The sequence below is a fragment of the Pseudomonas nitroreducens genome, assembly GCF_014204515.1.
GTDB lineage: Bacteria > Pseudomonadota > Gammaproteobacteria > Pseudomonadales > Pseudomonadaceae > Pseudomonas > Pseudomonas nitritireducens_A.
Genome location: NZ_JACHLI010000004.1, coordinates 309,420 through 330,454 on the forward strand (window position 1 = coordinate 309,420; position 21,035 = coordinate 330,454).

The following is a 21,035-nucleotide window of genomic DNA, read 5'->3' on the forward strand; positions in this document are numbered from 1 at the left end:
GCCTTCGAAAATTCGCCGGGAACCTTCATGGCTCAGCCCTCCACGACCTACAAAGCCGATATCAGCCTGACCGACCTCGACCGTGGGGTCTACGAGACCCTGCGCTTCACCGTCGCCCGCCATCCCTCGGAAACCGAGGAGCGCCTGGCGGTGCGCCTGCTGGCCTACGTCATCTGGTACAACGAGCAGCTGGCTTTCGGTCGCGGTCTGTCGGACGTGGAAGAGCCGTCGCTCTGGGAAAAGAGCCTGGACGACCGTGTCCTGCACTGGATCGAAGTAGGCCAGCCCGACGCCGACCGCCTGACCTGGTGCTCGCGCCGCTGCGAGAAGCTGACCCTGGTGGCCTACGGCAACCTGCGCGTGTGGACCACCAAGGTGCTCGACAGCGTGCGCCACCTGAAGAACCTCAACGTCGTCGCCATGCCCCAGGAAGCGCTGGAGGAGGTCTCCCGTGACCTGCCGCGTTCGATCAACTGGACCGTGATGATCAGCGAAGGGACCCTCTTCGTCACCGACGAACGCGGCCAGCACGAGCTGCAGGTCGAATGGCTGATGGGCGAGCGATAAGTATCAGATCGACCCGCTGTAACCAGGGCGTCGGGATCGGCGCCTGAGACGAAACAACTGGAACACCCATGCGCATCGAATCCCGCCCGCTCCCGGACACCCTGCCCAACCTGGGCGACCTGCCGCCGCTGCTGACCCGTCTCTACGCCGCCCGTGGCGTACAGAGTGCCGAAGAGCTGGACAAGGGCCTGGCGCGGCTGATCCCGTACCAGCAGCTCAAGGGCGTGGACGCGGCGGTGGAGCTGCTGGTCGACGCGCTGGAGAAGGGCCAGCGGATTCTCTACGTCGGCGACTTCGACGCCGACGGTGCCACCGCCAGCAGCGTCGGTGTGCTGGCGCTGCGCATGCTCGGCGCCGCCTGGGTCGATTACCTGGTACCCAACCGCTTCGAGTACGGCTACGGCCTGACCCCGGAAATCGTCGCCGTGGCGCTGGAAAAGCGTCCGGAACTGCTGGTCACCGTGGACAACGGCATCTCCAGCATCGACGGCGTCGCTGCTGCCAAGGCTGCCGGCCTGCGCGTGCTGGTCACCGACCACCACCTGCCGGGGGCGGAACTGCCCGCCGCCGATGCCATCGTCAACCCGAACCAGCCCGGCTGCGAGTTCCCCAGCAAGGCCATGGCCGGTGTCGGCGTGATCTTCTACGTGATGCTCGCCCTGCGCGCCCGCCTGCGTGAGCGCGGCTGGTTCGCCGCCCGCGGCATCGCCGAGCCGAACCTCGCCGAACTGCTCGACCTGGTGTCCCTGGGCAGCGTCGCCGACGTGGTGCCGCTGGACGCCAACAACCGCATCCTGGTGCACCAGGGGCTTGCGCGCATCCGCGCCGGCCGCGCCCGTCCGGGCCTGCGTGCGCTGCTGGAAGTGGCCGGACGCGATTGCCGGCGGATCACTTCCACGGACCTGGGCTTCATCCTCGGCCCACGGCTGAATGCCGCCGGCCGCCTGGACGACATGTCCCTGGGGATCGAGCTGCTGCTCTGCGAGGACGACGCCGTCGCCCGCGACATGGCGGTGCAGCTCGACCAGCTCAACCAGGACCGCAAGGCCATCGAGCAGGGCATGCAGCGCGAGGCGCTGGCCCAGCTCAAGGAACTGCCGGTGGAGGAGATGCCCTTCGGCCTGTGCCTGTTCGACCCGGAATGGCACCAGGGCGTGATCGGCATCCTCGCCTCGCGCCTGAAGGAGCGTTACCACCGCCCGACCATCGCCTTCGCCGATGCCGGCGACGGCACGCTCAAGGGTTCGGCGCGTTCGGTGCCGGGCTTCCATATCCGCGATGCGCTGGACGCCGTGGCCGCACGCCATACCGGGCTGATCAGCAAGTTCGGTGGCCACGCCATGGCTGCCGGCCTGTCGCTGCCGCAGGAAAACTTCGGTGCCTTCGCCGCTGCCTTCGACGCCGAAGTGCGTCGCCAGCTGGATGAACAGGACCTCACCGGCCGCCTGCTGTCCGACGGCCAGCTGGGCGCCGAGGAATTCCACCTGGAACTGGCCCGCGCCCTGCGCCAGGCCGGCCCCTGGGGCCAGCATTTCCCCGAGCCGCTGTTCCACGGCATCTTCCAGATCATCCAGCAGCGCGTGGTCGGCGAGCGTCACCTGAAGCTGGTGCTCAAGACCGAGTGCGGCTCGCTGCAGCTGGACGCCATCGCCTTCAACATCGACCGCGAGATCTGGCCGAACCCCACCGTGCGCTGGGCGGAAGTGGCCTACAAGCTGGACGTCAACGAATTCCGCGGCAACGAGACGGTGCAGCTGATGGTGGCGCATATCGCGCCGCGCTGATGCTTCGGCGCCGTCGCTGGCTGGTTTCGTAGGAGCGGACTCCGTCCGCGATAGGTCCGCAGCGGCGGGAAGACATCGCGGATGAATCCGCTCCTACGGACCGACCGCAACCACGGATATGAATGCGCACCCCCAGCAGGAGCGGGCCATGCCCGCGATCGCGCGCACGGCGCGCTCTGCAATTCGGCCCCGACGTCGGAGGGATTCGTAGGAGCGGACTCCGTCCGCGATAGGCCCGCAGCGGCGGGAAGACATCGCGGATAAATCCGCTCCTACGGTCGAATTCCAACCAAGGAAATGATGTTGAGTTTCCCTGTCGGGGCGCGTCGATCTATCCCTCAGCGCCACTCAGATACCTTTGATCTCGCTCGGCTCGACCTCGACCATGTACCCCGGCCCGACGTCGAAGAGGATGTAGAAGTCCTCGCTCGGGCGCTTGAAGGTCAGGCTGGAGTCCGCGCCCAGCTTGCCGGGCTGCAGCACCTTATTGTCCGCCGCGCTGATCACGTCCAGGGTCACGCCGGGCGCTGCACTGCCGTCGGTGAAGCCGCCGACGCAGCGGATGGTCTCGGCGTCCAGCGCGGTGCATTCGCAGAAGGGCGCGTGGGCCAGGGCACTGGCGCTGGCGGCAAGGCTCGCCAGCAAGGCGCTGTACTGAAGGATCGCTTTCATCGGTTGCTCCGGGTCTTTTCCAGCCAGGCCACGAGGGAGGGCGAGGCCTTGTCCAGGGGAATCTGCGCCTGGTGCACGGCGCCGTCCCAGCCTTCCACGGTCAGCCACAGTGCATCCGCCGGAGTGACTCGGGCCGGGATGGTGACTTCGGCGAACTGCTGGTGCGGCGTGCCGGCGAACAGCCCACCGGCGGCGCGCAGGCTGCGCGGTTGGCCGATGCGCAGGTAGGCGGCCTTCACCTGGGGATAACAGCTGTCGCACAGCGCCAGGGTAAACGCCTTGACGAAGCCGGCGCGGCCTTCGTCTTCCGGCTCGCCCACTTCCCATTCGGCCATGCGCGCGGTCCAGGGCCCGATCTCCACCGCGCCGATGTCGCGCTCGCCCAGGCCGCGCAGTCCACGGTCGAGCTTCGCCTCGTGGAAGTAGTGCGGCATGAAGCCCAGGGGGATCAGCACCAGCAGGGCGCTGAGGTGGAAACGCCAGCGCAGCCACTGGCGGCGCAGCTTGCTGTTGCCGCTCATTGGCTGGCCTCCGGGGTGGCCGCGACGCTGATCCGTTCGCGGGCTTTCTGCTTCTTCAGTTCCTTGGCGGTGGCGATCAGGGTGCGCTTGCTCCAGATCATCAGGCCGCTGAGCACCATCATGCTGAGGATTAGGCCGAACACGAACCAGATCAGCTTGACCCAGACGCCGCCGAAATCGCCGGTGTGCAGCGGGCGCATGGACTCGGTGACGAACTCCAGCCCCGAGCGGTCGCCCAGCAGGCGCGTCGCGGCCACGCTGCCGTCATAGGGGTTCACCTGGGCGCTTTCGAACATCAGCGGGTACCAGGCCTTGCCGAAGATGGTCACCGGATCGTAGGCGCTGGCGGGCAGGCGGAAGAAGGTCGGCTCCAGGCCGGGAATACGCTGCTGAGCGGCGAGCACGGCGGCGTCCAGGCCGATGCGCGGCGGCGCCTTGCCGTCGGCGCTCAGCGCAATGCTGTCGCGCTGGATGATGGTTGGCACGCCCTCGCTGGAGATCGAGATGCTGTTGTCGTAGAGCACCGCCTGGATCAGGAACCAGGTGCCGGTGATGGAGATGACCGCGATGAACCAGATCGACCAGATGCCCATCAGCCGGTGCACGTCGCCCCAGAAGATGCGTGCGCCCTGGCGCAGGCGCAGGGTCGGCTTGAGGAAGCCGCGCCAGAAGCGCTTGTACACCACCAGGCCGGTGACCAGCGACGCCAGCATCGGCAGGCCCAGCAGCGACACCAGGTACCAGCCCCAGCTGAAGCCGTGGGTGAAGGGCACCAGCCACCAGCCGTGCAGCGCGCGGGTGAACTGGCGGAAGTCGAACAGCGGCACCTTGCCCTGGATGACCCCGGTATAGGGGTTCACGTAGAGCGCGGCAGAGGAACTGTCCGGGTAGGTCACCCGCGCCAGCAGGGCGAAGTGCGATTCGCTCGGCGCGCTGAGCATGTGCACGGCGGCCTGCGGCTGTTGCTCGGCGACGGCGGCCAGCACCTGGTCATAGCCCAGGCGCTGGGCGTCGCCATCCGGGGCATTGGCGCGTACCGCCGGGTCGACCAGCCAGACGATCTCCTGGCTCACCGTGGCCAGGGTGCCGGTGATGCACACCAGGAACACGAAGAACCAGATCGGCAGCGCCAGCCAGCTGTGGACCAGGAACCAGAGCCTGGAACGGGATTTCTTGGACATGGGGAATCACGGCCACAAAAAGAAGGACAAGGAAAAAGCCCCCGCCGGATGAGACCGGCGAGGCGCCAGGACACCAAGGAGCAGCGGTGTTCTAGCAATAAGGACGGATGAAACGGAAAAACCGGCCATCTGCAGTTGCAAACAAATGTTTCGGCGACGATTTCCGCACCTTTTCGATTTCTTTACACATTTTCAGTGCGTGTTTTTCGCGGCTCATCCGTCTTGTTATGTGAAAGCGATCGATTCGCAACGGATGCGGACGACGTTTTTCCAAGCGCCCCTACAAGGAGAACCCGCATGACTGTTTCCCTTCGCCAGCCCGCCCTGCTGGCCGTCGCACTGCTCTGTGCGCCGCTGGCCCACGCGGACTATCTGTGGCTGGAACGCGGCGCCGGGCAGGGCGCGAAAAGCTATTTCAGCGAGCTGCAGCCCGGCGAGCACCTGCCGGTGGCCCAGCTGCAGAATCCCCACCTGGTGCTGGGCGAAGGCAGGAGCGAGCCGCTGAAGGCCGCGGTGGAGTCCTTCGACATCGCCAGCCCGCCGCCGGGCGACCTGCGCGTGGCCGCCCAGCGCGCCGAAGGCAGCACCCTGACCATCTATCAGGCCCGCGAAGGGCGCAGCGAGACCCGGGCGCAGAATGACCTGGAACTGGTGCCCACCACGCCCGGCGGCAATACCTTCGCCCTGCACTGGAAGGGCACCGTGGTGCCGGCCTCGCAGGTCAACGTGTACACCTCCGAGCAGTGGACCCGCAGCCTGAAGCCGGCGGCCGACGGCACCGTGACCCTGACCACGCCGTTCCCGGCGCGCTACGTGCTGGAGGTGTCGGCCCAGGTCAACGGCGGCGCCAGCATCGACGGCAAGCGCTATGACAGCGTCATCCACGTTTCCACCCTGTCCTTCGAGGTGCGCCAATGAGAGCAGCCATCAAAGTCAGCACCCCGCAGCGCCCGCGCCTGCCACGCCCGGCCCGGCAACTGCTGGAGCACGCCGGCCTGCGCAGCAGCCTGCCGCGGCTGAACATCCTCGATGCGCTGGTGATCTGCCGCAAGGCCACCGCGGTGGAGCTGCACGCCTTCCTGGAGGAGCCGGGCCTGCCGATCTCCCTCAGCTGCGTCAGCCAGACCCTGCGCCGTCTGCACCTCTCCGGCCTGCTCGAACGCGACGAGAACAAGCGTTACAGCCTGGCACCCGGAGCGGTGGCGGCCATGGGCAAATCGAGCGAGTTGCACTGACAGCAAGGATGTAGGGATGGCACGGGGGAAGAAGGGCCGCTGGCTGACGCTGGCGGCCCTGTTGGTCGTTGTCGGGGGAGGGTTGGTCTGGGCGTTCGGTCGCGATGGCGTGCGCTACCAGACCCAGGCAGTGGCGAGGGGTGACATCGAGTCGACGGTGAGCGCCATCGGTACGCTGCGCCCGCGCACCCAGGTGGAAGTCGGCGTGCGCGTTTCCGGGCAGATCGACCGCCTGTTGGTGAAGGCCGGCGACGTGGTGCAGCAGGGCCAGTTGCTGGCCGAGATCGACCCGCGCATTCCGCAGGCCACGGTGGACGCCGGCAAGGCCCAGCTGGCCGACCTGCAGGCGCAACTGGCGGAGCAGCGCGCGCAACTGCAGCTCGCCGAGCAGAAGCATGCCCGGCAGAAACAGATGTACGCCGAAGGCTCCACACGCCTGGAAGACCTGCAGGTGGCCGAGGCCGAGCGCAAGGTGTCCGCCGCGCGCATCGAGCAGCTGCAGGCGAAGATCCAGCAGACCCGCTCGACCCTCAGCGCCGACCAGACCCAGCTGGACTACACCCGCGTCTATGCGCCCATCGCCGGTGCGGTGATCTCGGTGAAGGCCGAGCAGGGCCAGACCCTCAACGCCACCTACCAGACCCCGGCGATCCTGCGTATCGCCGACCTGTCGTCGATGACCGTGTGGACGGACGTTTCCGAAGCCGACGTCAGCCGCGTGCGTGCCGGCATGCCGGTGCGCTTCACCACCCTGGGCGGCGACGGTCGCAGCTGGACCGGCAGCGTGCGCCAGGTACTGCCGGCGCCGGAAGAACCCAAGACCGAGGACGGCAGCAGCGCCAGCAGCCAGGCCGGCAGCGGCACCAGCAAGGTGGTGCTGTACACCGTGCTGTTCGACGTGGACAACGCCGACGGCGCGCTGATGCCGCAGATGACCGCCCAGGTCACCTTCGTCAACGCCGCCGCCCGCGATGTGCTCTCGGTGCCGCTGACCGCGCTGGACGCCGTGCCGCAGCAGCGGGGCGTTTACCGTGCGCGGGTGCTCGACACCTCCGGCAAGGCGCAGACCCGCGAGGTCCGCGTCGGCGTGCGCAACCGTCTGCAGGGCGAGGTGCTCGACGGCCTGGCCGAAGGCGAGCAACTGATACTCGGCGAGCTGACCGCCCAGGAAGGCCCGCGGAGATTCACCTGGTGACCGCCCTGATCGAACTGGACGGCATCGTCAAGCATTACGGTGGCGGGGCGAGCCCCAGGGTGACGGTGCTGCACGGGGTCTCCTTGCGCATCGAACCGGGCGAGTTCGTCGCCATCGTCGGCGCGTCGGGGTCGGGCAAGTCCACCCTGATGCACATCCTCGGCTGCCTGGATCGCCCCAGCGCCGGCAGCTACCGCTTCGCCGCCAGCGACGTCGCGCAGATGGACAGCGATGAACTGGCCTGGCTGCGCCGCGAGGCGTTCGGCTTCGTGTTCCAGGGCTACCACCTGATCCCCACCTGCAGCGCGCGGGAGAACGTCGAAGTCCCCGCGCTCTACGCCGGCCACCCGACCACCGAACGCCACCAGCGCGCCAGCGAGCTGCTGGGTCGCCTGGGCCTGGGCGAACGCCTGGACAACCGCCCCAACCAGCTCTCCGGCGGCCAGCAGCAGCGCGTGTCCATTGCCCGCGCACTGATGAACGGCGGGCGCATCATCCTCGCCGACGAACCCACCGGCGCGCTGGACAGCCGCAGCGGCGAAGAAGTCATGGCGCTGCTGGACGAGCTGTCCGCCCAGGGCCACACGCTGATCCTCATCACCCACGACCGCGAAGTGGCGGCGCGGGCCCGGCGGGTCATCGAGATACGCGACGGTCGCATCGTTTCCGACAGCGGCGGGCATGCCGGCGCCGCTGCGCTGCCCATGCCCGACCTGCGCGACGCGCGCCTGGCTGGCGGCGCCAGTTTCGCCGGCGACCTGCTGGAGGCGCTGCGTTCGGCCTGGCGGGTGATGTGGCTGAACCGCTTCCGCACCGCGCTGACCCTGCTGGGCATCGTCATCGGCGTGGCCTCGGTGATCGTCATGCTCGCCATCGGCCTGGGCACCAAACAGCGCGTGGTGCAGCAGATGGCCTCGCTGGGCGCCACCATCATGTACGTCAGCGGCGACTACCCGCCCGAGGGCGGGCCGATCGGCGCGGTCACCCTCGATGACCTCGCCGCGCTCACCGAGCTGCCGGAAATCCGCCACGCCATGCCGGTGATCGGCAATGCGCTGACCGTGCGCTTCGGCAACCTGTCCAAGTCGCTCTACACCTTCGCCACCACCGAGGAAATGCCGCTGATCCACCGCTGGCCGGTGGCCCAGGGGCGCTTCTTCAGCGCCGCCGAGGACCGCGAGCTGGCGCCACTGGTGGTGCTCGGGCACAAGTCCTGGGAGTACTTCTTTCCCGATGGCGAGAGTCCGTTGGGGCGCCAGTTGCTGGTGGGCAACGCGCTGTTCGAGGTGATCGGCGTGATGAAGGAGAAAGGCGCCGATTCCGGCGTCGAGGACTACGACGAGATGCTGTTCATCCCCTTCAACTCTGGCCGCGCGCGGGTCAACAAGGGCATGACCGATCCGGAGTATGCGGTGATCGACGCCCTCTCTCCGGCGCACGTACACCAGGCCGAGAAGGCCATGCAGGAACTGCTGCTGGAGCGCCACGGGCGCAAGGACTTCGGCATCGGCAACGCCGCCGCCAAGCTGCAGGCCCAGGCCGAGGCGCAGGACAGCATGACCCTGATGCTCAGCCTGATCGCCGCCGTGTCCCTGCTGGTGGGCGGCATCGGCGTGATGAACGTGATGCTGATGACCGTACGCGAGCGCACCCGCGAGATCGGCATCCGCGTCGCCACCGGCGCGCGGCAGCGCGACATCCTCCGCCAGTTCCTCTCCGAGTCCACCTTGCTGAGCCTGGTGGGTGGGCTGATCGGCGTGGCCATCGGTCTGTCCATCGGCGCCGTGCTGCTGGTCAGCGGCGTACCGGTGGTGTTCTCCCTCAGCGCGATCCTCGGCGCCTTCGGCTGCGCGCTGGTCACCGGGCTGGTGTTCGGCTATGCGCCGGCGCGGCAGGCGGCGCGGCTCGATCCGGTCGTCGCCTTGGGAGGCGAATGATGCGCCCACGCCTTCCGCTGATTTGCCTGCTGCTGGCCGGCTGCTCGCTGCAGGAGCCGGCACCGCCTGCCGAAATCGCCGCTCCGGCTGCCTGGACGCACACCGCCACGCCGGCCGCCGTGGCGGTGGACGCGCAGTGGTGGAAACAATTCGGTAGTGCCGAGCTGGACGAGCTGGTGCAGCGAGCCGCCCGCGACAGCTACGACCTGCAGGCCGCCGAAGCGCGCCTGCGCCAGGCCCGCGCCAGCTTGCGCATCGCCGGCGCGCCCTTGCTGCCGGAGGTGAACGGCACGCTGAACGCCTCGCGCCAGGGGCGCCTGGGCGGCAATGCCGATGTCGACGGCAACACCTTCGGCCTGGGCCTGCAGACCCGTTACGAGCTGGACCTGTGGGGGCGCAACCGCGCCCTGCGCGATGCTGCTCGCGCCCAGTGGCAGGCGAGCGAGTACGACCTGCACAGCGTGCACCTGAGCCTGACCGCCGCCGTTGCCACCGCCTGGCTGGAGCATGCCGGCCTGGGCGAACGCCTGCGCATCGCCGGGCTGAACCTGAAGAACGCCGAGGATGTGCTCGCCACCCTCGAATCACGCCAGCGCGCTGGCGCGGCCATGCCGCTCGAACTGGCCCAGCAGCGGGCGCTGTTGGCCGGGCTGCAGGTGGAGCAGGCCGACCTGCGCCAGCAGGTGGCGCAGAGCGAAGTGGCAGTGGCGGTGCTGCTGGGCGCTGCCCGGCAGTCGCTGCGTCTGCAGAATTCAGCGCTGAGTAGGCTGCGTGATCCTGACATTGCTGCTGGCGTGCCGTCGCAATTGCTCAGCCGCCGTCCGGACCTGGCGCGGGCCGAGGCGCAGTTGCAAAGCGCCGCTGCCGACCTGGGCGCCGCCCGTGCCGCGCTGTTCCCGCAACTGACCCTGGGGCTGGACCTGGGCAGCGGCGGCCCGCGCCTCGGCGATCTCACCGACAATCCGCTGTACCAGCTCAGCGGTGGGCTGGTGGCGCCGATCTTCAATAACGGCCGCCTGAGTGGCCAGCGTGATCTGGCCCAGGCGCGGCAGGAAGAGCTGCTGGCGGACTACCGCGCGGCCATTGTCAGCGCCTTCGGCGAGGTGGAGTCCGGCCTGGACGCCATCAGCGGCCTGGACACGCGCCTGCAGGCCCAGGCCGAGCAGGTGCGCCAGGCCGAACGCGCCTTCGACCTGGCCAACTCGCGCTACCGCGCCGGCGCCGAGGACCTGCTGGTGCTGCTCGACGCCCAGCACACCCTCTACGCCGCCCAGGACGGCCTGGCCAGCCTGCGCCAGCTGCGCCTGCAGGCCAGCGTGGCGCTGTACAAGGCGCTTGGCGGTGGTTGGCAGGCGCGCCGAGGGGTAGGGGGCGCGTAGGAGCGGACTCCGTCCGCGATGGTGTTCGGTGCGAGGCATGGCCGATCGCGGACGGAGTCCGCTCCTACAGAATCCCACCGCGCCTGACCGGCCGCCGGCAGGGGCGATTCCCGTCACAGCAGCGGGACGCCGAAAGATAGGGCGCGCGCAGGAGCGGACTCCGTCCGCGATGGCATCCGGCGTGAGGCGTGGCCGATCGCGGACGGAGTCCGCTCCTACAAGATCCCACGGCGCCTGATCGGTCGCCGGTAGGGACGATTCCGTAACAGCAGATGGACGCCGAAGGATAGGCGCGCGTAGGGGCAGCATGGATTGGAGGGCGGAACCACCGATCATCGGAACCTATCCTTAGGCGATCCCGGTCTACAGTTGAAGTGACAAGTTCTGAAGACCCAAGGGAGTGCCACCATGAGCCAGTTGTTCGAGCCCCTGACCCTGCGCCAGCTCACCCTGTCCAACCGCATCGCCGTCTCGCCCATGTGCCAGTACTCCGCCCAGGACGGCCTGGCCAACGACTGGCACCTGGTGCACCTGGGCAGCCGCGCGGTGGGCGGCGCCGGGCTGGTGATAGTCGAGGCCACGGCGGTCGCGCCGGAAGGGCGGATCAGCGCCGAGGACCTGGGTATCTGGAATGACGAACAGGTCGAGCCGCTGCGGCGCATCACCCGTTTCATCGAGTCCCAGGGCGCGGTGGCCGGCGTGCAGCTGGCCCACGCCGGGCGCAAGGCGAGCACCTGGGCGCCGTGGCTGGGCAAGCACGGCTCGGTGCCGATCAGCGAAGGCGGCTGGACGCCGGTGGCGCCCTCGGCCATCGCCTTCGACCCGCAGCACACCGCGCCCATCGCCCTGAGCGAAGAGCAGATGGCGACCATCAAGCACCAGTTCGTGCGCGGCGCCGAACGTGCCCTGGCCGCTGGCTTCAAGATCGCCGAGGTGCACGCGGCCCACGGCTACCTGCTGCACCAGTTCCTCTCGCCGCTTTCCAACCAGCGTCGCGACCAGTACGGCACCTGCTTCGAGAACCGCATCCGCTTCCTTCTTGAGATCACCGAGGCGGTACGGGCGGTGTGGCCGCAGGAACTGCCGCTGTTCGTCCGCCTGTCCGCCACCGACTGGGTGGAGGACGGCTGGAACCCCGACGAGACGGTGGAGCTGGCGCGCCGCCTGAAAAGCCTGGGGGTGGACCTGATCGACGTGTCCTCCGGCGGCACTGCGGTGAACGCAGAGATTCCGGTGGGGCCGGGCTACCAGACGCAGTTCGCCGAGCGGGTGCGCAAGGAGGCTGGCGTGGCCAGCGGCACGGTGGGGATGATCACCGAGCCGGTGCAGGCCGAGCACATCCTGCGTACCGGGCAGGCCGACCTGATCCTGCTGGCCCGTGAGCTGCTGCGCGACCCCTACTGGCCGCTGCATGCCGCCGATGAGCTGGGTGGCCAGCCGGTGCCCTGGCCGGCACAGTACCTGCGCGCCGCGCAACGCGGCACGCCCAAGCGCAAGGCCTTCGGGCAGGTGTGAAACGGGATTGACTGAACGCGACGGCCGCCTTCGGGCGGCCGTCTGCTGTCAGGGGCGCTCGTCGCCGTCCTTCGGCGGGATCCGGACGAACAGCGCGGGCCGGGGTGCCGCCATGAACCAGCGGCCTTCCTCGTCCCGCGTGTCGGTTTCCGGTGTCCGCTGCAGGTGGCTGAGGCTCCAGCCATCGCCTTCGCGCTGCAGGGCGTACGCCAGCTTGTGGCCACCTTCGAGAACCGGCTCCGCGCCCTTGCGCCCGAGGGCGTAAAGCGTCACCTCGTAGGCATCGATTCGGCCCTGGCGATCGCGGCCGGCGGGTACCAGCCGCGCATAGTTGAGCACGCTGGAGCCGGGCAGCTGGCCGAGCACTCGCTCGCCCAGATAGGCATCGGAGTACAGCGCATGGTGACGCGGCGCGCCCGGCGTGCTGAGGTCGAGCACGTGGAGGAATTCGTAGCGCTGCCAGTCACCCACGGCGAACAGGCCTTCTCCCGGCCCAGCGAGTACCTGGTAGTGCCGCTTCGGCAGATCCAGAGCCAGCAGGCGCGTGTTCGCCACCTGCAGCCGGGGGAAGCTGCCCCAGGGCGTGGTGAGGGCGTCGAAGCGTTGATTGCCCACCAGCACGGCCGCCGCCTCGGCGCCGCTGACCCGATAGACCGGCGAGTTCTTGACCTCGGCCTGGAAGTCGCTGCTGTCCTTCGTCGACTTTTCCACCAGGCTGCTGCCGAGCACGCTGAAGGGCGCCCGGCCGTCCTGCCAGAGGCCATCGATGGCACTGGCCAGGCTTTCATCCAAGCCGGCGTGGCTGGCCTGCATGATCCCCAGCAGGGGCAGCGCGAGGAGCGGTCGGATCAGCCGGAAGAGGTTAGGCATGGGAGTCTCTCGGTCGGTGGCGGAGGGCAGGGGGAGGGGCTTCAGCGCTGGCGCACCTGGGCAAAGACCGGTCCCCAGAGGGGATGACCGGCCTCGGCGTTGTCCAGGCGGAAGTCGGGATCGATCTGCAGGGCGCGCTCGAAGGCGAAGCGGCACTGGTTGGGGCGCTCGCTCACGCAGTAGCTGAATGCCAGGTACTTGGCCGCCTGCAGCTGCAGGTCGGGGGTGGAGGCCCAGATATCCGCGGCCAGCAGTTGCTCTTCGGCCAGGTAGTAATGACCGTCCTCATACAGCCGCAGGCCTTCGGCCAGGGAGCTTTCGGCGCGCTGGCGCAGCTCGTCCGCTGGCGTCGGCGCCTGGGCATCGGGGCGGGACTGGCAGCCTGCAGCCGTCAGCAGCAGGGCGATCAGCAGGGTGGCGGGAAGGTGATGGAGGCGGGTCATCGGCGTGTCCGTCAGCAGAGGTGGGAAGGGCCCGTCGTTCACTGGAAACGGTGTTGCAGGTTCAGCGCTTGTCCGGCGCTGATCTCCACCGATTGCGTATGGCTGGGCAGGCCGGGATTGCGCAGTTCGATCTCGTGCCGCCCGGCGGGCAGCTCCAGCCTGATCAGCGGCGGGCTGATGCCGCGGCGTTTGCCATCGACCCAGACTTCGCCCCAGGGCTTCACGGCCACGACCAGGGTGCCCTGCGTCGCGGCGGCGGGCGCCTTCGTCTTGGCGGCTGTGCCACGGGCACTGGCCGGCTTGCCGCTGGCGCCAAGGGCTTTGGCGGGCGTACTGGCGGTGCTCGCCGGTACGGTCGCTGCTGCCTCTACTGCCTCTACTGCCTCTGCTGCTGGAGGCTGAGGCTCGATGAGCGCCGGGGTCTGCTCCTGCTCCGCATCGGCATCGGGAGCTTCTGCTGCGCTGAGGGCGGTGGACTGCGCGGGCTCGGGTTCGGGCTCTGGCGTGACCATCACTGCGGGTGGTTCGGCGGCGAGCTCTTTCTCGGCCGGGCGGACGATGTAGGCGTTTTCGCCTTCGGCCGACTCCTCCAGCGTGGTCGCGGACGTCGTTTCCGGGGGCGCTGGCGTGGCGGGTTCGGCAGCGACCGGAGCGGCGGCGGATACTGCTGTGGGCTCGGCAGGCGGCGGACTTGAACGCGTGGCGTTGTTCTCGATGGCCCAGGGTTTCCATAGCGTCAGCGCGGTGGCGATGAGCAGCACGGAACCGAACAGGGCCCAGGGCATGACCGAGCGGCGCGGCGGCGGGAAGGCCGGCTCCCGTTCGAGCAGGTCTTCGTCGTGGTCGGCGACCGGCTCCGGTTTTACTGTCACCGGCGGCGCCGGCCGGGGCGTTGGCGGCTGCGGCAGCTGATAGACGGTGCCGTCGCCGTCCCAGCGGGCAAGACGGTCCGGGGTGCTGTCCTGCGCGGTGGTGGTTCGGGATGCGTGCGGGGTCGGTTCCATCGGGACGGGTCTTCAGGCGTGGAGGGGCGCTTCCCGGCTCTCGCCAGTGGGCGGCGAGCCGCTGTCGCAAGGCGTCAGTTGGGGCAGGACAGCGTCTGGATAAAAAATGATCGCGGAGGATAGGAAGACGAACAGGGCGTCTCAATCGCCGGGCGATCTGCTTGGCGCGGATGCCCTGAACTGTGCAACGGGTCGCGAATTGCCAAAGCCTCACCCGGGCGCTCGCAAAGCCGTCGAGCGGAAAACCACGGGCGCTGGAAAAGAATTGAAATGTGACTTCTGTCGCGTGATGGCTATCTGATGCTAGGCTGTCCCTGCTCGCGCAAGGACTGCGCCCAACCCCACTGGAGCAAGCATGGACGCACAGGCTACGTCTGCTGTCATTCCGCAATCCGAAATCGCCCTGCTGGCGAATATCCTCGCCCTCGCCACCCGCAACATGTCCAACCTGAGCACGCTGATCACCCAGCTCTCGGTCGAACTCAGCCACAGCCCCGACCCGCATCTGCAGGGTGTCGGCCAGCGTGTGCTGGCGGATGTGGACGTGCTGGCGAAATCCCTGGATACCCAGTGGGAGCTGATCGGCGCCCTGGCGCGCTTCTGCCCCCTGCTGTCACGTACGCCGCTGGTGAAGCCGGCGCTGGTGACGGAAATCCATATCACCGAGTTGCCTGGGCGCGCGTAGGTCTGGGTCCGGTTCGCGAGCCAGCTCGCTCCTACAGCTCAGCGCTGCGGTTTCCGCCAACGTAGGAGCGGACCTTGTCCGCGAAGTCGTTCGCGGCGTAATCCGTTCTTATCGGAGTACGCCGACCCATTGCGCCCCGTATAGGGGCGCGCCATGCGCGCGATCGCGGGCACGGCTCGCTCCTGCAGGTTGTTTCCTTATTCGCCGGCCTGCGCCAGCTCGAAGCTCATCATCAGCGCCCAGGGCGCATCGCTGTCGCCCACGCGGATGGGTTGCAGCAGCTGCACCTGGCGGCCTTTGACCTGTTCCCAGGCCTTGCCCTGGGCAATGGCCTGGCGCGCGTCCTGGGGCAGTTCGGCGGCCTTGTCGCCCAGGCGCGTGGCGTCCGGGTGGGTGACGTAGACGCTTGCGTTGGACAGCAGCGCGTACTGGCCATTGCCCATGGGCGTCAGCTTGCCGAGGCTTTCCTGCAACTGGTGCAGGGTGTAGTCGGCGCCGAGGATGCCGAGGAAGCGGCCGTTGGCGCTCATCGGCGACATGAACGAGGTCATCAGTACGGTGCTGCCGCCGACGCTGTACTCGTAGGGCTCCATGAACACGTCGCGACCCTTGTTGCGCGGGACCTGGTACCAGTCGCCGCTGCCGTCGGCCTTGTCGTAGCCGACCAGGCATTCGCGCTGGGCCACGCCGCTGCCGCGGTGCCAGTAGGCCATCAGGCGGCCGCTGGCGTCGTGGCCGGGGGCGTTGATGAACTCGCTGTCACGACCGTCGAAGGCGTTGGGCTCGCAACCGCAGGCGAAGGCCAGCAGCTCGGGGTTGCGGGTCAGGTATTCGTGCATCACCGCGTCGATCTGCTCGCGCTGCGGGCCGAGGTTGCGGCTCTTCAGGCCGAGGATGAAGTGCTTCAGGCTGTAGAGCGCGGTGGCCATCACGGCGAAGCGTGCTTCCAGGCGCTGGGTCTCGCTGGCCAGCACGACGCGGGCGGTGTCCAGCAGGCTGGAGTGCTCGGCCTGTTCGACGTCGGCCAGGGCCTTGGCGCTTTCGCTCCTGATCGAGGCGACGACGTTGCCGATGTCGGCGGTGGCGTTGGCCGACTGGGTGGCCAGGCGGCGCACCTCGTCGGCGACCACCGCGAAGCCGCGCCCGCTTTCCCCGGCGCGGGCGGCTTCGATGGCGGCGTTGAGCGCTACCAGGTTGGTGTTGCGGGCGATCTGCTTGATGGTTTCGGAGACCTTGCTGATCTCGGTCCAGCGCACGTTGAGGTCGGCGATCAGCTGCTTGACCTGGTCGATGGTGGAGCGGGTGCTGGAGCTGTCTTCGGCCTTGGCGGGCCGTGGTTCGAGTGTGGTTGGCATGGATTCGGACACTACAGTGGCGGATGAGGGCAGATGAGGGTGAGGGCCTGGGTTCTTCTTGTGTCAGCCGAGTCCCGTGAGGCGCGGCTGTTGCTCCTTGTAGGATGGGTGGAGCGCAGCGATACCCATGCTGTCCGTGCAGGCAACGATGGGTATCGCTGCGCTCCACGCCATCCTACGAAGAGCGCTTCCGGTCACGGCGTAGGGCGAATAACGCGCGGCGTTATCCGCCGTCATGGCTGCAATGGCGGATAACCCGTTCCGGGTTATGCGCCCTACGCATAACCTTGCCAGCTGGGGTAGGCGCATAGGGCGAACTCCCCGTAGGAGCGGATTCATCCGCGATGTCCTCCAGATGCGCCGGACCTATCGCGGACGGAGTCCGCTCCTACGAAAGCTGCACGACCGGCCGATGCGCAGCCGGTCGCAATCTGCTTACCAGCCCAGCTGCTTGTGCAGGCCCAGGGCGTCGTAGTAGTCGCCCTGGTAGACGATCTTGCCGCCCTTGACCTTCACGTAGCTCACGCCGTCGAACGAGATGGCCTTGTTGGTGGCCGGGGTCTGGGCGTCCCAGGCGCCGGTGTTGGTGCCGCTGAAGGTCCACTGGAAGGCGATGCCGTCCTTGTCGACGATCGGCTTGCCGTTCATCTTCCACGTAAGATCCGGCACGGCCCCCACGAACACCTTGATCACATTGTCGCGCGCGGCTTCGCGGCCCTTCTGCGGGGTGCCGACGGTGACGTCGAAGTACTCCGCATCCTTGGCCAGGTAGCCGGCGGCCTTCTCGGCATCGTGGGCGTTCCACGCGGCCATGTAGGCGTCGACGATCTGTTTGGGCGACTCTGCGGCCTGTACCAGGCCAGCAAAGGTGAACAGCGACAGCAGGTAAAACGCTCTGACGAGGTGACGCATGCTTGCCTCCGTTGCGGGCGTGCCCGCGGGTTGTCGGCCGGACGGCCGTTACAGTTGGCGCCACGCGGTACGTGGCGCCGGGTTCATCAGGACAGTTCGCCGACCGCGCGCCAGGCCTCGTCGATGGCCGCGTGGGCGTAGGCATCCCAGGCGGCGTCGGAGTTGGCGATGGTGACGTTGCCGACCCTGGTGCGTGCCAGGTTCATCAGCTTTTCGCTCTCTTGCTCATCATCGAAGAGGCTGTTGGAGAAGTACGAATAGCCGTGCGACCAACGGTTGATGGTGATCGCCTGGATATCCTTCTGGTGGTCGAAGCCGGCCGGGCCGAGCATGGCCTGCAGCTGGTCGCGGATCATGCCTTCCATGTACTCGAAGCTCATGCCGTAGAGCTTGCCGCGGCCGGCGCGGGCCTGGGTGCGTGCATCCATGCCGGCGTTGGGGCTGGTGGGCACGTAGACCATGTGCAGGCCGATGGGCTGGTTCGGGTCGCGCGGGTGGCTGTAGCCGCCGATGTCCACCGGGTAGTCCAGCTTGACGCGGCTGTACGGCTGGCTCGGCGCATAGATTTCGTGCACGCCCAGCTTCATGAAGCTCTGCCAGTTGCGGATCACCACCTTGGTGTACACCAGCGGGAACTTCACGTTCTGCGCCAGGGCGTGGCTCTGCTCGGCGGAGAGGTCGCGCAGGATGTAGGGGATGATCATGTTGTAGCAGGCCAGCACGCAGTGCCTGGCGCGTACGCGATGCAGGGCGCCGGCGCGGCTGTAGCCGACGTCCACGCCGCCGTCGCGGTTCTTCACGCTGACCGCGGTGCTGTTCAGGCGCAGGTTCACGGCGTTCTTCGGCTGGTCCAGCTTGGAATAGTCGAAGGTGGCCAGGACGATGTCGTTCATGTCCTTGCCCGGCGCCACGCCCGGAATCAGGCCGCGCACCAGCAGGCGTGCCAGCGAGGCGTTGCCGTCGGGGAAGTGGTAGATGTACGGCTCTTCCATCTCCGCCTTGGCCTCCTCGCTGATGGGCGAGAGGTCCATCGCGGCGAAGCCGGGGAAGCCCACGGAGTAGGCCGAATCGGCGGGGACGGCGTCGATGCTCAGCGCCGAGAAGTCGTTGGTGCGGCTGAGGAAGTAGCGGGTGGCAGCTTCGCTCAGGCCGACGTCCTTGCGCAGGAAGTCCTGGTAGCTGGTCTTGGCCAGGTGCGCTTCCTTCTCTTCGCGGGTCTTGCCGGCGAGGTAGTCCTTCGGCGCTTCGTGCAGGTCGATCAGCGCCTGGCGGTCGGCCTCGGGCAGCGGGAAGTCGCCGATGAAGGCGCGCCAGCTGCGGGCGTTGAGTTTTTCCGGGGCGATGTCGTCGGCCACCATCGGGGTCGGGTCGCCGCTGACCATCTTCGCCTCGCCGAAGCCGGCCTTGTCGAAGAACACCCCGCGGGACAGGCCCAGGTTCGGGTAGAAGTCGCGGTCGAAGGCGGTCTCGAAACGGTCGACGTCGACGTTGAGCTGCTTGAGCAGCTGGTTCACCGTGTCGCTGTACAGGTGCTTGGGCGACTGGAAAGCCTCGCTGCCGCCGTAGCCGAGGATCATCCGGCCGCCGGCCTGGAATTCGTTGCGCTTGGCGTGGCCGCCGAAGTCGTCGTGGTTCTCGATGATCAGCACGCGCGCCTTGGGGTTTTTCTGCCGATAGAACCACGCCGCGGACAGGCCGCTGATGCCGCCGCCGACCACCACCAGGTCGTACTGCTCCTCGATCTTCAGGCCATCGGTGTCGAACACCTTCTTCTCCCAGCCCATCTGGTGCGCGACCTCGAACGCGCCGGGATGGCTGCCGCGCATGCCGGTGAGGGCAGGCGGGTAGTAACGGCCGGATGGAGCGGCCTGGAGAAGTTGCAGCGGGGTGAGGCCCGCGCCGATGGTGAGGGCGACGCCGTTGAGGAAGTCGCGGCGGGTGATGGTCATGGGAAGTCCTTGCAAGGTGATGGCCCGGGGCAGGGCTGTCATGGTTTTGCCCTTCCACCCGGAAGGGATTGCGGCATGCGTGGCCGCGCGGCGGTCCCGGTCGAGCGGGGCGCCGATTTGGAGCTTTTGATCCTTACGGTGTATCGAGGAACCAACGACCGCGCGAGCTAGAGCAGGACGAGGCGGAAACGGGGACGGGCCCAGGAGTTTACGAGTTGTAAATGACTGGGCCCGTCCCCGTTTCCAACGCTGTACTGCCGACGCGCAGCCGGTCGTTTTAGTGCTTGATCATGACGTGGCGGATTGCGGTGTAGTCCTCCAGGCCGTACATGGACATGTCCTTGCCGTAGCCCGACAGCTTCATGCCGCCGTGGGGCATCTCGGTGGTCAGCATGAAGTGCGTGTTGACCCAGGTGCAGCCGTACTGCAGGCGGGCGGACAGGCGATGGGCGCGGCCGATGTCGCTGGTCCACACCGAGGAGGCGAGGCCGTAGTCGGAGTCATTCGCCCAGGCCAGCGCCTGTGCTTCGTCATCGAACTCGGTGACCGAAACCACCGGGCCGAAGATTTCACGGCGAACCACTTCATCGTCCTGGCGGGCGCCGGCCAGCACGGTCGGCTCGAAGAAGAAGCCCGGACGGTCGGCACGCTTGCCGCCGGTGACCACTTCGATATGCGGCACCTGCTTGGCGCGCTCGACGAAGCCGACGACGCGCTCCAGATGCTGTTCGGTGATGACCGGGCCCAGCTCGGTGTTCGGGTCGTCCTGCTCGCCATACTGGATGCTGCCGACGGCTTCGCCGAGCTTCTGCACGAACTTGGCGTAGATGCCTTTCTGCGCGTAGATGCGGCAGGCGGCGGTGCAATCCTGGCCTGCGTTGTAGAAGCCGAAGGTGCGGATGCCTTCCACGGCGGCGTCGATGTCGGCGTCGTCGAAGATCAGCACCGGGGCCTTGCCGCCCAGTTCCATGTGCATGCGCTTCACGGTGTCGGCGGTGCCGGCGATGATGCGGCTGCCGGTGGCGACCGAACCGGTCAGGGAAACCATGCGCACTTTCGGGTGGGTGGTCAGCGGCTCGCCGACGGTCGGGCCGCGGCCGAAGACCAGGTTGACCACGCCGGCGGGGAAGATGCCGGCCATCAGTTCAGCCAGGCGCAGGGCGGTCAGCGGAGTCTGCTCGGACGGCTTGAGCACCACGGTGTTGCCGGCGGCCAGGGCCGGGCCGAGTTTCCAGGCGACCATCATCAGCGGGTAGTTCCACGGTGCGATGGAGGCGACCACGCCCACCGGGTCGCGGCGGATCATCGAGGTGTGGCCCGGCAGGTATTCGCCAGCGGCGGAGCCTTGCATCACGCGGCAGGCACCGGCGAAGAAGCGGAACACGTCGGCCACCGCCGGCAGCTCGTCGTTCAGCGCGGCGGAGTAGGGCTTGCCGCAGTTGTTGGACTCCAGGCGGGCCAGTTCCTCGGCGTTGGCGTCGATGGCGTCGGCCAGTTGCAGCAGGAGCATGGCGCGGTCTTTGGGCGCGGTCTGCGACCAGCTGTCGAAGGCGGCGTCGGCGGCCAGCACGGCGGCGTCGACCTGGGCCTTGCTGGCCTCGGCGATTTCCACCAGGGCGGTGCCCAGGGACGGGTTCAGGACGGCGAGCTTCTCGCCTTCGCCAGCGACCAGTTGGCCGTTGATCAGCAGGTTGGTTTGCATGGTTGAGTCCTCTTGTTCAGAAGCGTGGTGCCAATTCGGTTGGGGTGTTCCTTTTTAGGGGCCTGCCGGTTTGCGAGCCGGCGGGCCTGAGGGGTTCTGTGGGCTCCGGTGCCATGCGGCCCTCACCCT

Annotated in this window: 19 protein-coding genes and 1 pseudogene; 9 read left to right on the top strand and 11 right to left on the bottom strand. The window is 67.9% G+C overall.

All coding sequences use genetic code 11. The features are described 5' to 3' along the window. The first annotated feature begins 27 nt into the window (after positions 1 to 27). Positions 28 to 567 (top strand): YaeQ family protein, encoded by a 540-nt coding sequence (locus HNP46_RS07960; protein WP_184587513.1) that lies wholly within the window; start codon positions 28 to 30, stop codon positions 565 to 567. Between the two features lie 68 nt (positions 568 to 635). Further along, positions 636 to 2,351, top strand: a complete 1,716-nt coding sequence (recJ, locus tag HNP46_RS07965; protein ID WP_184587514.1) for a single-stranded-DNA-specific exonuclease RecJ — start codon at positions 636 to 638, stop codon at positions 2,349 to 2,351. 348 nt (positions 2,352 to 2,699) lie between these two features. Here recJ and HNP46_RS07970 read toward each other — a convergent pair whose 3' ends face one another. Genes HNP46_RS07970 through HNP46_RS07980 form a run of 3 tightly spaced genes read right to left on the bottom strand, consistent with a single transcriptional unit; the run spans position 2,700 to position 4,725 of the window. Then, positions 2,700 to 3,023 (bottom strand): hypothetical protein, encoded by a 324-nt coding sequence (locus tag HNP46_RS07970; RefSeq protein WP_184587515.1) that lies wholly within the window; start codon positions 3,021 to 3,023, stop codon positions 2,700 to 2,702. Continuing rightward, positions 3,020 to 3,544 (bottom strand): thiamine pyrophosphate-binding protein, encoded by a 525-nt coding sequence (locus HNP46_RS07975; RefSeq protein WP_184587516.1) that lies wholly within the window; start codon positions 3,542 to 3,544, stop codon positions 3,020 to 3,022. The genes HNP46_RS07970 and HNP46_RS07975 overlap by 4 nt, the downstream gene beginning before the upstream one ends. After that, positions 3,541 to 4,725 (bottom strand): PepSY-associated TM helix domain-containing protein, encoded by a 1,185-nt coding sequence (locus HNP46_RS07980; protein WP_184587517.1) that lies wholly within the window; start codon positions 4,723 to 4,725, stop codon positions 3,541 to 3,543. Before HNP46_RS07980 ends, HNP46_RS07975 begins: the two co-directional genes overlap by 4 nt. A 297-nt stretch (positions 4,726 to 5,022) precedes the next feature. Between HNP46_RS07980 and HNP46_RS07985 the strand changes: the two genes are divergently transcribed. From HNP46_RS07985 to HNP46_RS08010, 6 genes are all read left to right on the top strand, one after another. After that, positions 5,023 to 5,643 (top strand): hypothetical protein, encoded by a 621-nt coding sequence (locus HNP46_RS07985; protein ID WP_184587518.1) that lies wholly within the window; start codon positions 5,023 to 5,025, stop codon positions 5,641 to 5,643. Then, the gene (locus tag HNP46_RS07990) at positions 5,640 to 5,960 is read left to right on the top strand and encodes a transcriptional repressor (protein ID WP_221454752.1); all 321 of its coding nucleotides are present in this window, start codon (positions 5,640 to 5,642) and stop codon (positions 5,958 to 5,960) included. Before HNP46_RS07985 ends, HNP46_RS07990 begins: the two co-directional genes overlap by 4 nt. Positions 5,961 to 5,976: 16 nt before the next feature. Further along, a complete protein-coding gene (locus HNP46_RS07995; protein WP_184587519.1) occupies positions 5,977 to 7,155 on the top strand; it encodes an efflux RND transporter periplasmic adaptor subunit in 1,179 nt (392 codons plus the stop codon). After that, positions 7,149 to 9,092, top strand: coding sequence for an ABC transporter permease (locus HNP46_RS08000; protein WP_184587601.1), 1,944 nt, complete (start codon positions 7,149 to 7,151; stop codon positions 9,090 to 9,092). The genes HNP46_RS07995 and HNP46_RS08000 overlap by 7 nt, the downstream gene beginning before the upstream one ends. Next, on the top strand, positions 9,092 to 10,471 hold the full coding sequence (locus HNP46_RS08005; RefSeq protein ID WP_184587520.1) for an efflux transporter outer membrane subunit: 1,380 nt from the start codon (positions 9,092 to 9,094) through the stop codon (positions 10,469 to 10,471). The genes HNP46_RS08000 and HNP46_RS08005 overlap by 1 nt, the downstream gene beginning before the upstream one ends. Positions 10,472 to 10,879: 408 nt before the next feature. Then, a complete protein-coding gene (locus HNP46_RS08010) occupies positions 10,880 to 11,986 on the top strand; it encodes an NADH:flavin oxidoreductase/NADH oxidase (RefSeq protein ID WP_184587522.1) in 1,107 nt (368 codons plus the stop codon). A 48-nt stretch (positions 11,987 to 12,034) separates the two neighbouring features. Here the strand turns inward: HNP46_RS08010 and HNP46_RS08015 are convergent, their stop codons facing one another. The 3 genes from HNP46_RS08015 to HNP46_RS08025 are packed head-to-tail and all read right to left on the bottom strand — an operon-like array spanning position 12,035 to position 14,303. Continuing rightward, positions 12,035 to 12,856 (bottom strand): hypothetical protein, encoded by an 822-nt coding sequence (locus HNP46_RS08015; protein WP_184587524.1) that lies wholly within the window; start codon positions 12,854 to 12,856, stop codon positions 12,035 to 12,037. 41 nt (positions 12,857 to 12,897) lie between these two features. After that, entirely contained in the window at positions 12,898 to 13,299 is a 402-nt protein-coding gene (locus HNP46_RS08020; protein WP_184587526.1) for a TssQ family T6SS-associated lipoprotein, read from the bottom strand. Positions 13,300 to 13,337: 38 nt separating this feature from the next. Beyond that, on the bottom strand, positions 13,338 to 14,303 hold the full coding sequence (locus HNP46_RS08025) for a PEGA domain-containing protein (RefSeq protein ID WP_184587528.1): 966 nt from the start codon (positions 14,301 to 14,303) through the stop codon (positions 13,338 to 13,340). A 355-nt stretch (positions 14,304 to 14,658) separates the two neighbouring features. Here HNP46_RS08025 and HNP46_RS08030 point away from each other — a divergent pair, with 355 nt between their 5' ends. Continuing rightward, complete coding sequence (locus tag HNP46_RS08030) at positions 14,659 to 14,988, top strand: hypothetical protein (protein ID WP_184587530.1); 330 nt, start codon at positions 14,659 to 14,661, stop codon at positions 14,986 to 14,988. 197 nt (positions 14,989 to 15,185) lie between these two features. Here the strand turns inward: HNP46_RS08030 and HNP46_RS36155 are convergent, their stop codons facing one another. The 5 genes and pseudogenes from HNP46_RS36155 to HNP46_RS08050 form a co-directional block, all read right to left on the bottom strand. Beyond that, the gene (locus HNP46_RS36155) at positions 15,186 to 15,917 is read right to left on the bottom strand and encodes a cache domain-containing protein (RefSeq protein ID WP_409372415.1); all 732 of its coding nucleotides are present in this window, start codon (positions 15,915 to 15,917) and stop codon (positions 15,186 to 15,188) included. Between the two features lie 132 nt (positions 15,918 to 16,049). Next, positions 16,050 to 16,343, bottom strand: a pseudogene (locus HNP46_RS36160) (methyl-accepting chemotaxis protein); the annotation flags it as partial. A gap of 435 nt (positions 16,344 to 16,778) precedes the next feature. Continuing rightward, positions 16,779 to 17,255, bottom strand: coding sequence for an ester cyclase (locus HNP46_RS08040; protein ID WP_184587535.1), 477 nt, complete (start codon positions 17,253 to 17,255; stop codon positions 16,779 to 16,781). A gap of 86 nt (positions 17,256 to 17,341) precedes the next feature. Then, on the bottom strand, positions 17,342 to 19,204 hold the full coding sequence (locus HNP46_RS08045; RefSeq protein ID WP_184587537.1) for an NAD(P)/FAD-dependent oxidoreductase: 1,863 nt from the start codon (positions 19,202 to 19,204) through the stop codon (positions 17,342 to 17,344). Between the two features lie 277 nt (positions 19,205 to 19,481). Continuing rightward, positions 19,482 to 20,906: a gamma-aminobutyraldehyde dehydrogenase gene (locus HNP46_RS08050; RefSeq protein ID WP_184587539.1), complete on the bottom strand. Its 1,425-nt coding sequence runs from the start codon at positions 20,904 to 20,906 to the stop codon at positions 19,482 to 19,484. Positions 20,907 to 21,035 lie beyond the last annotated feature (129 nt).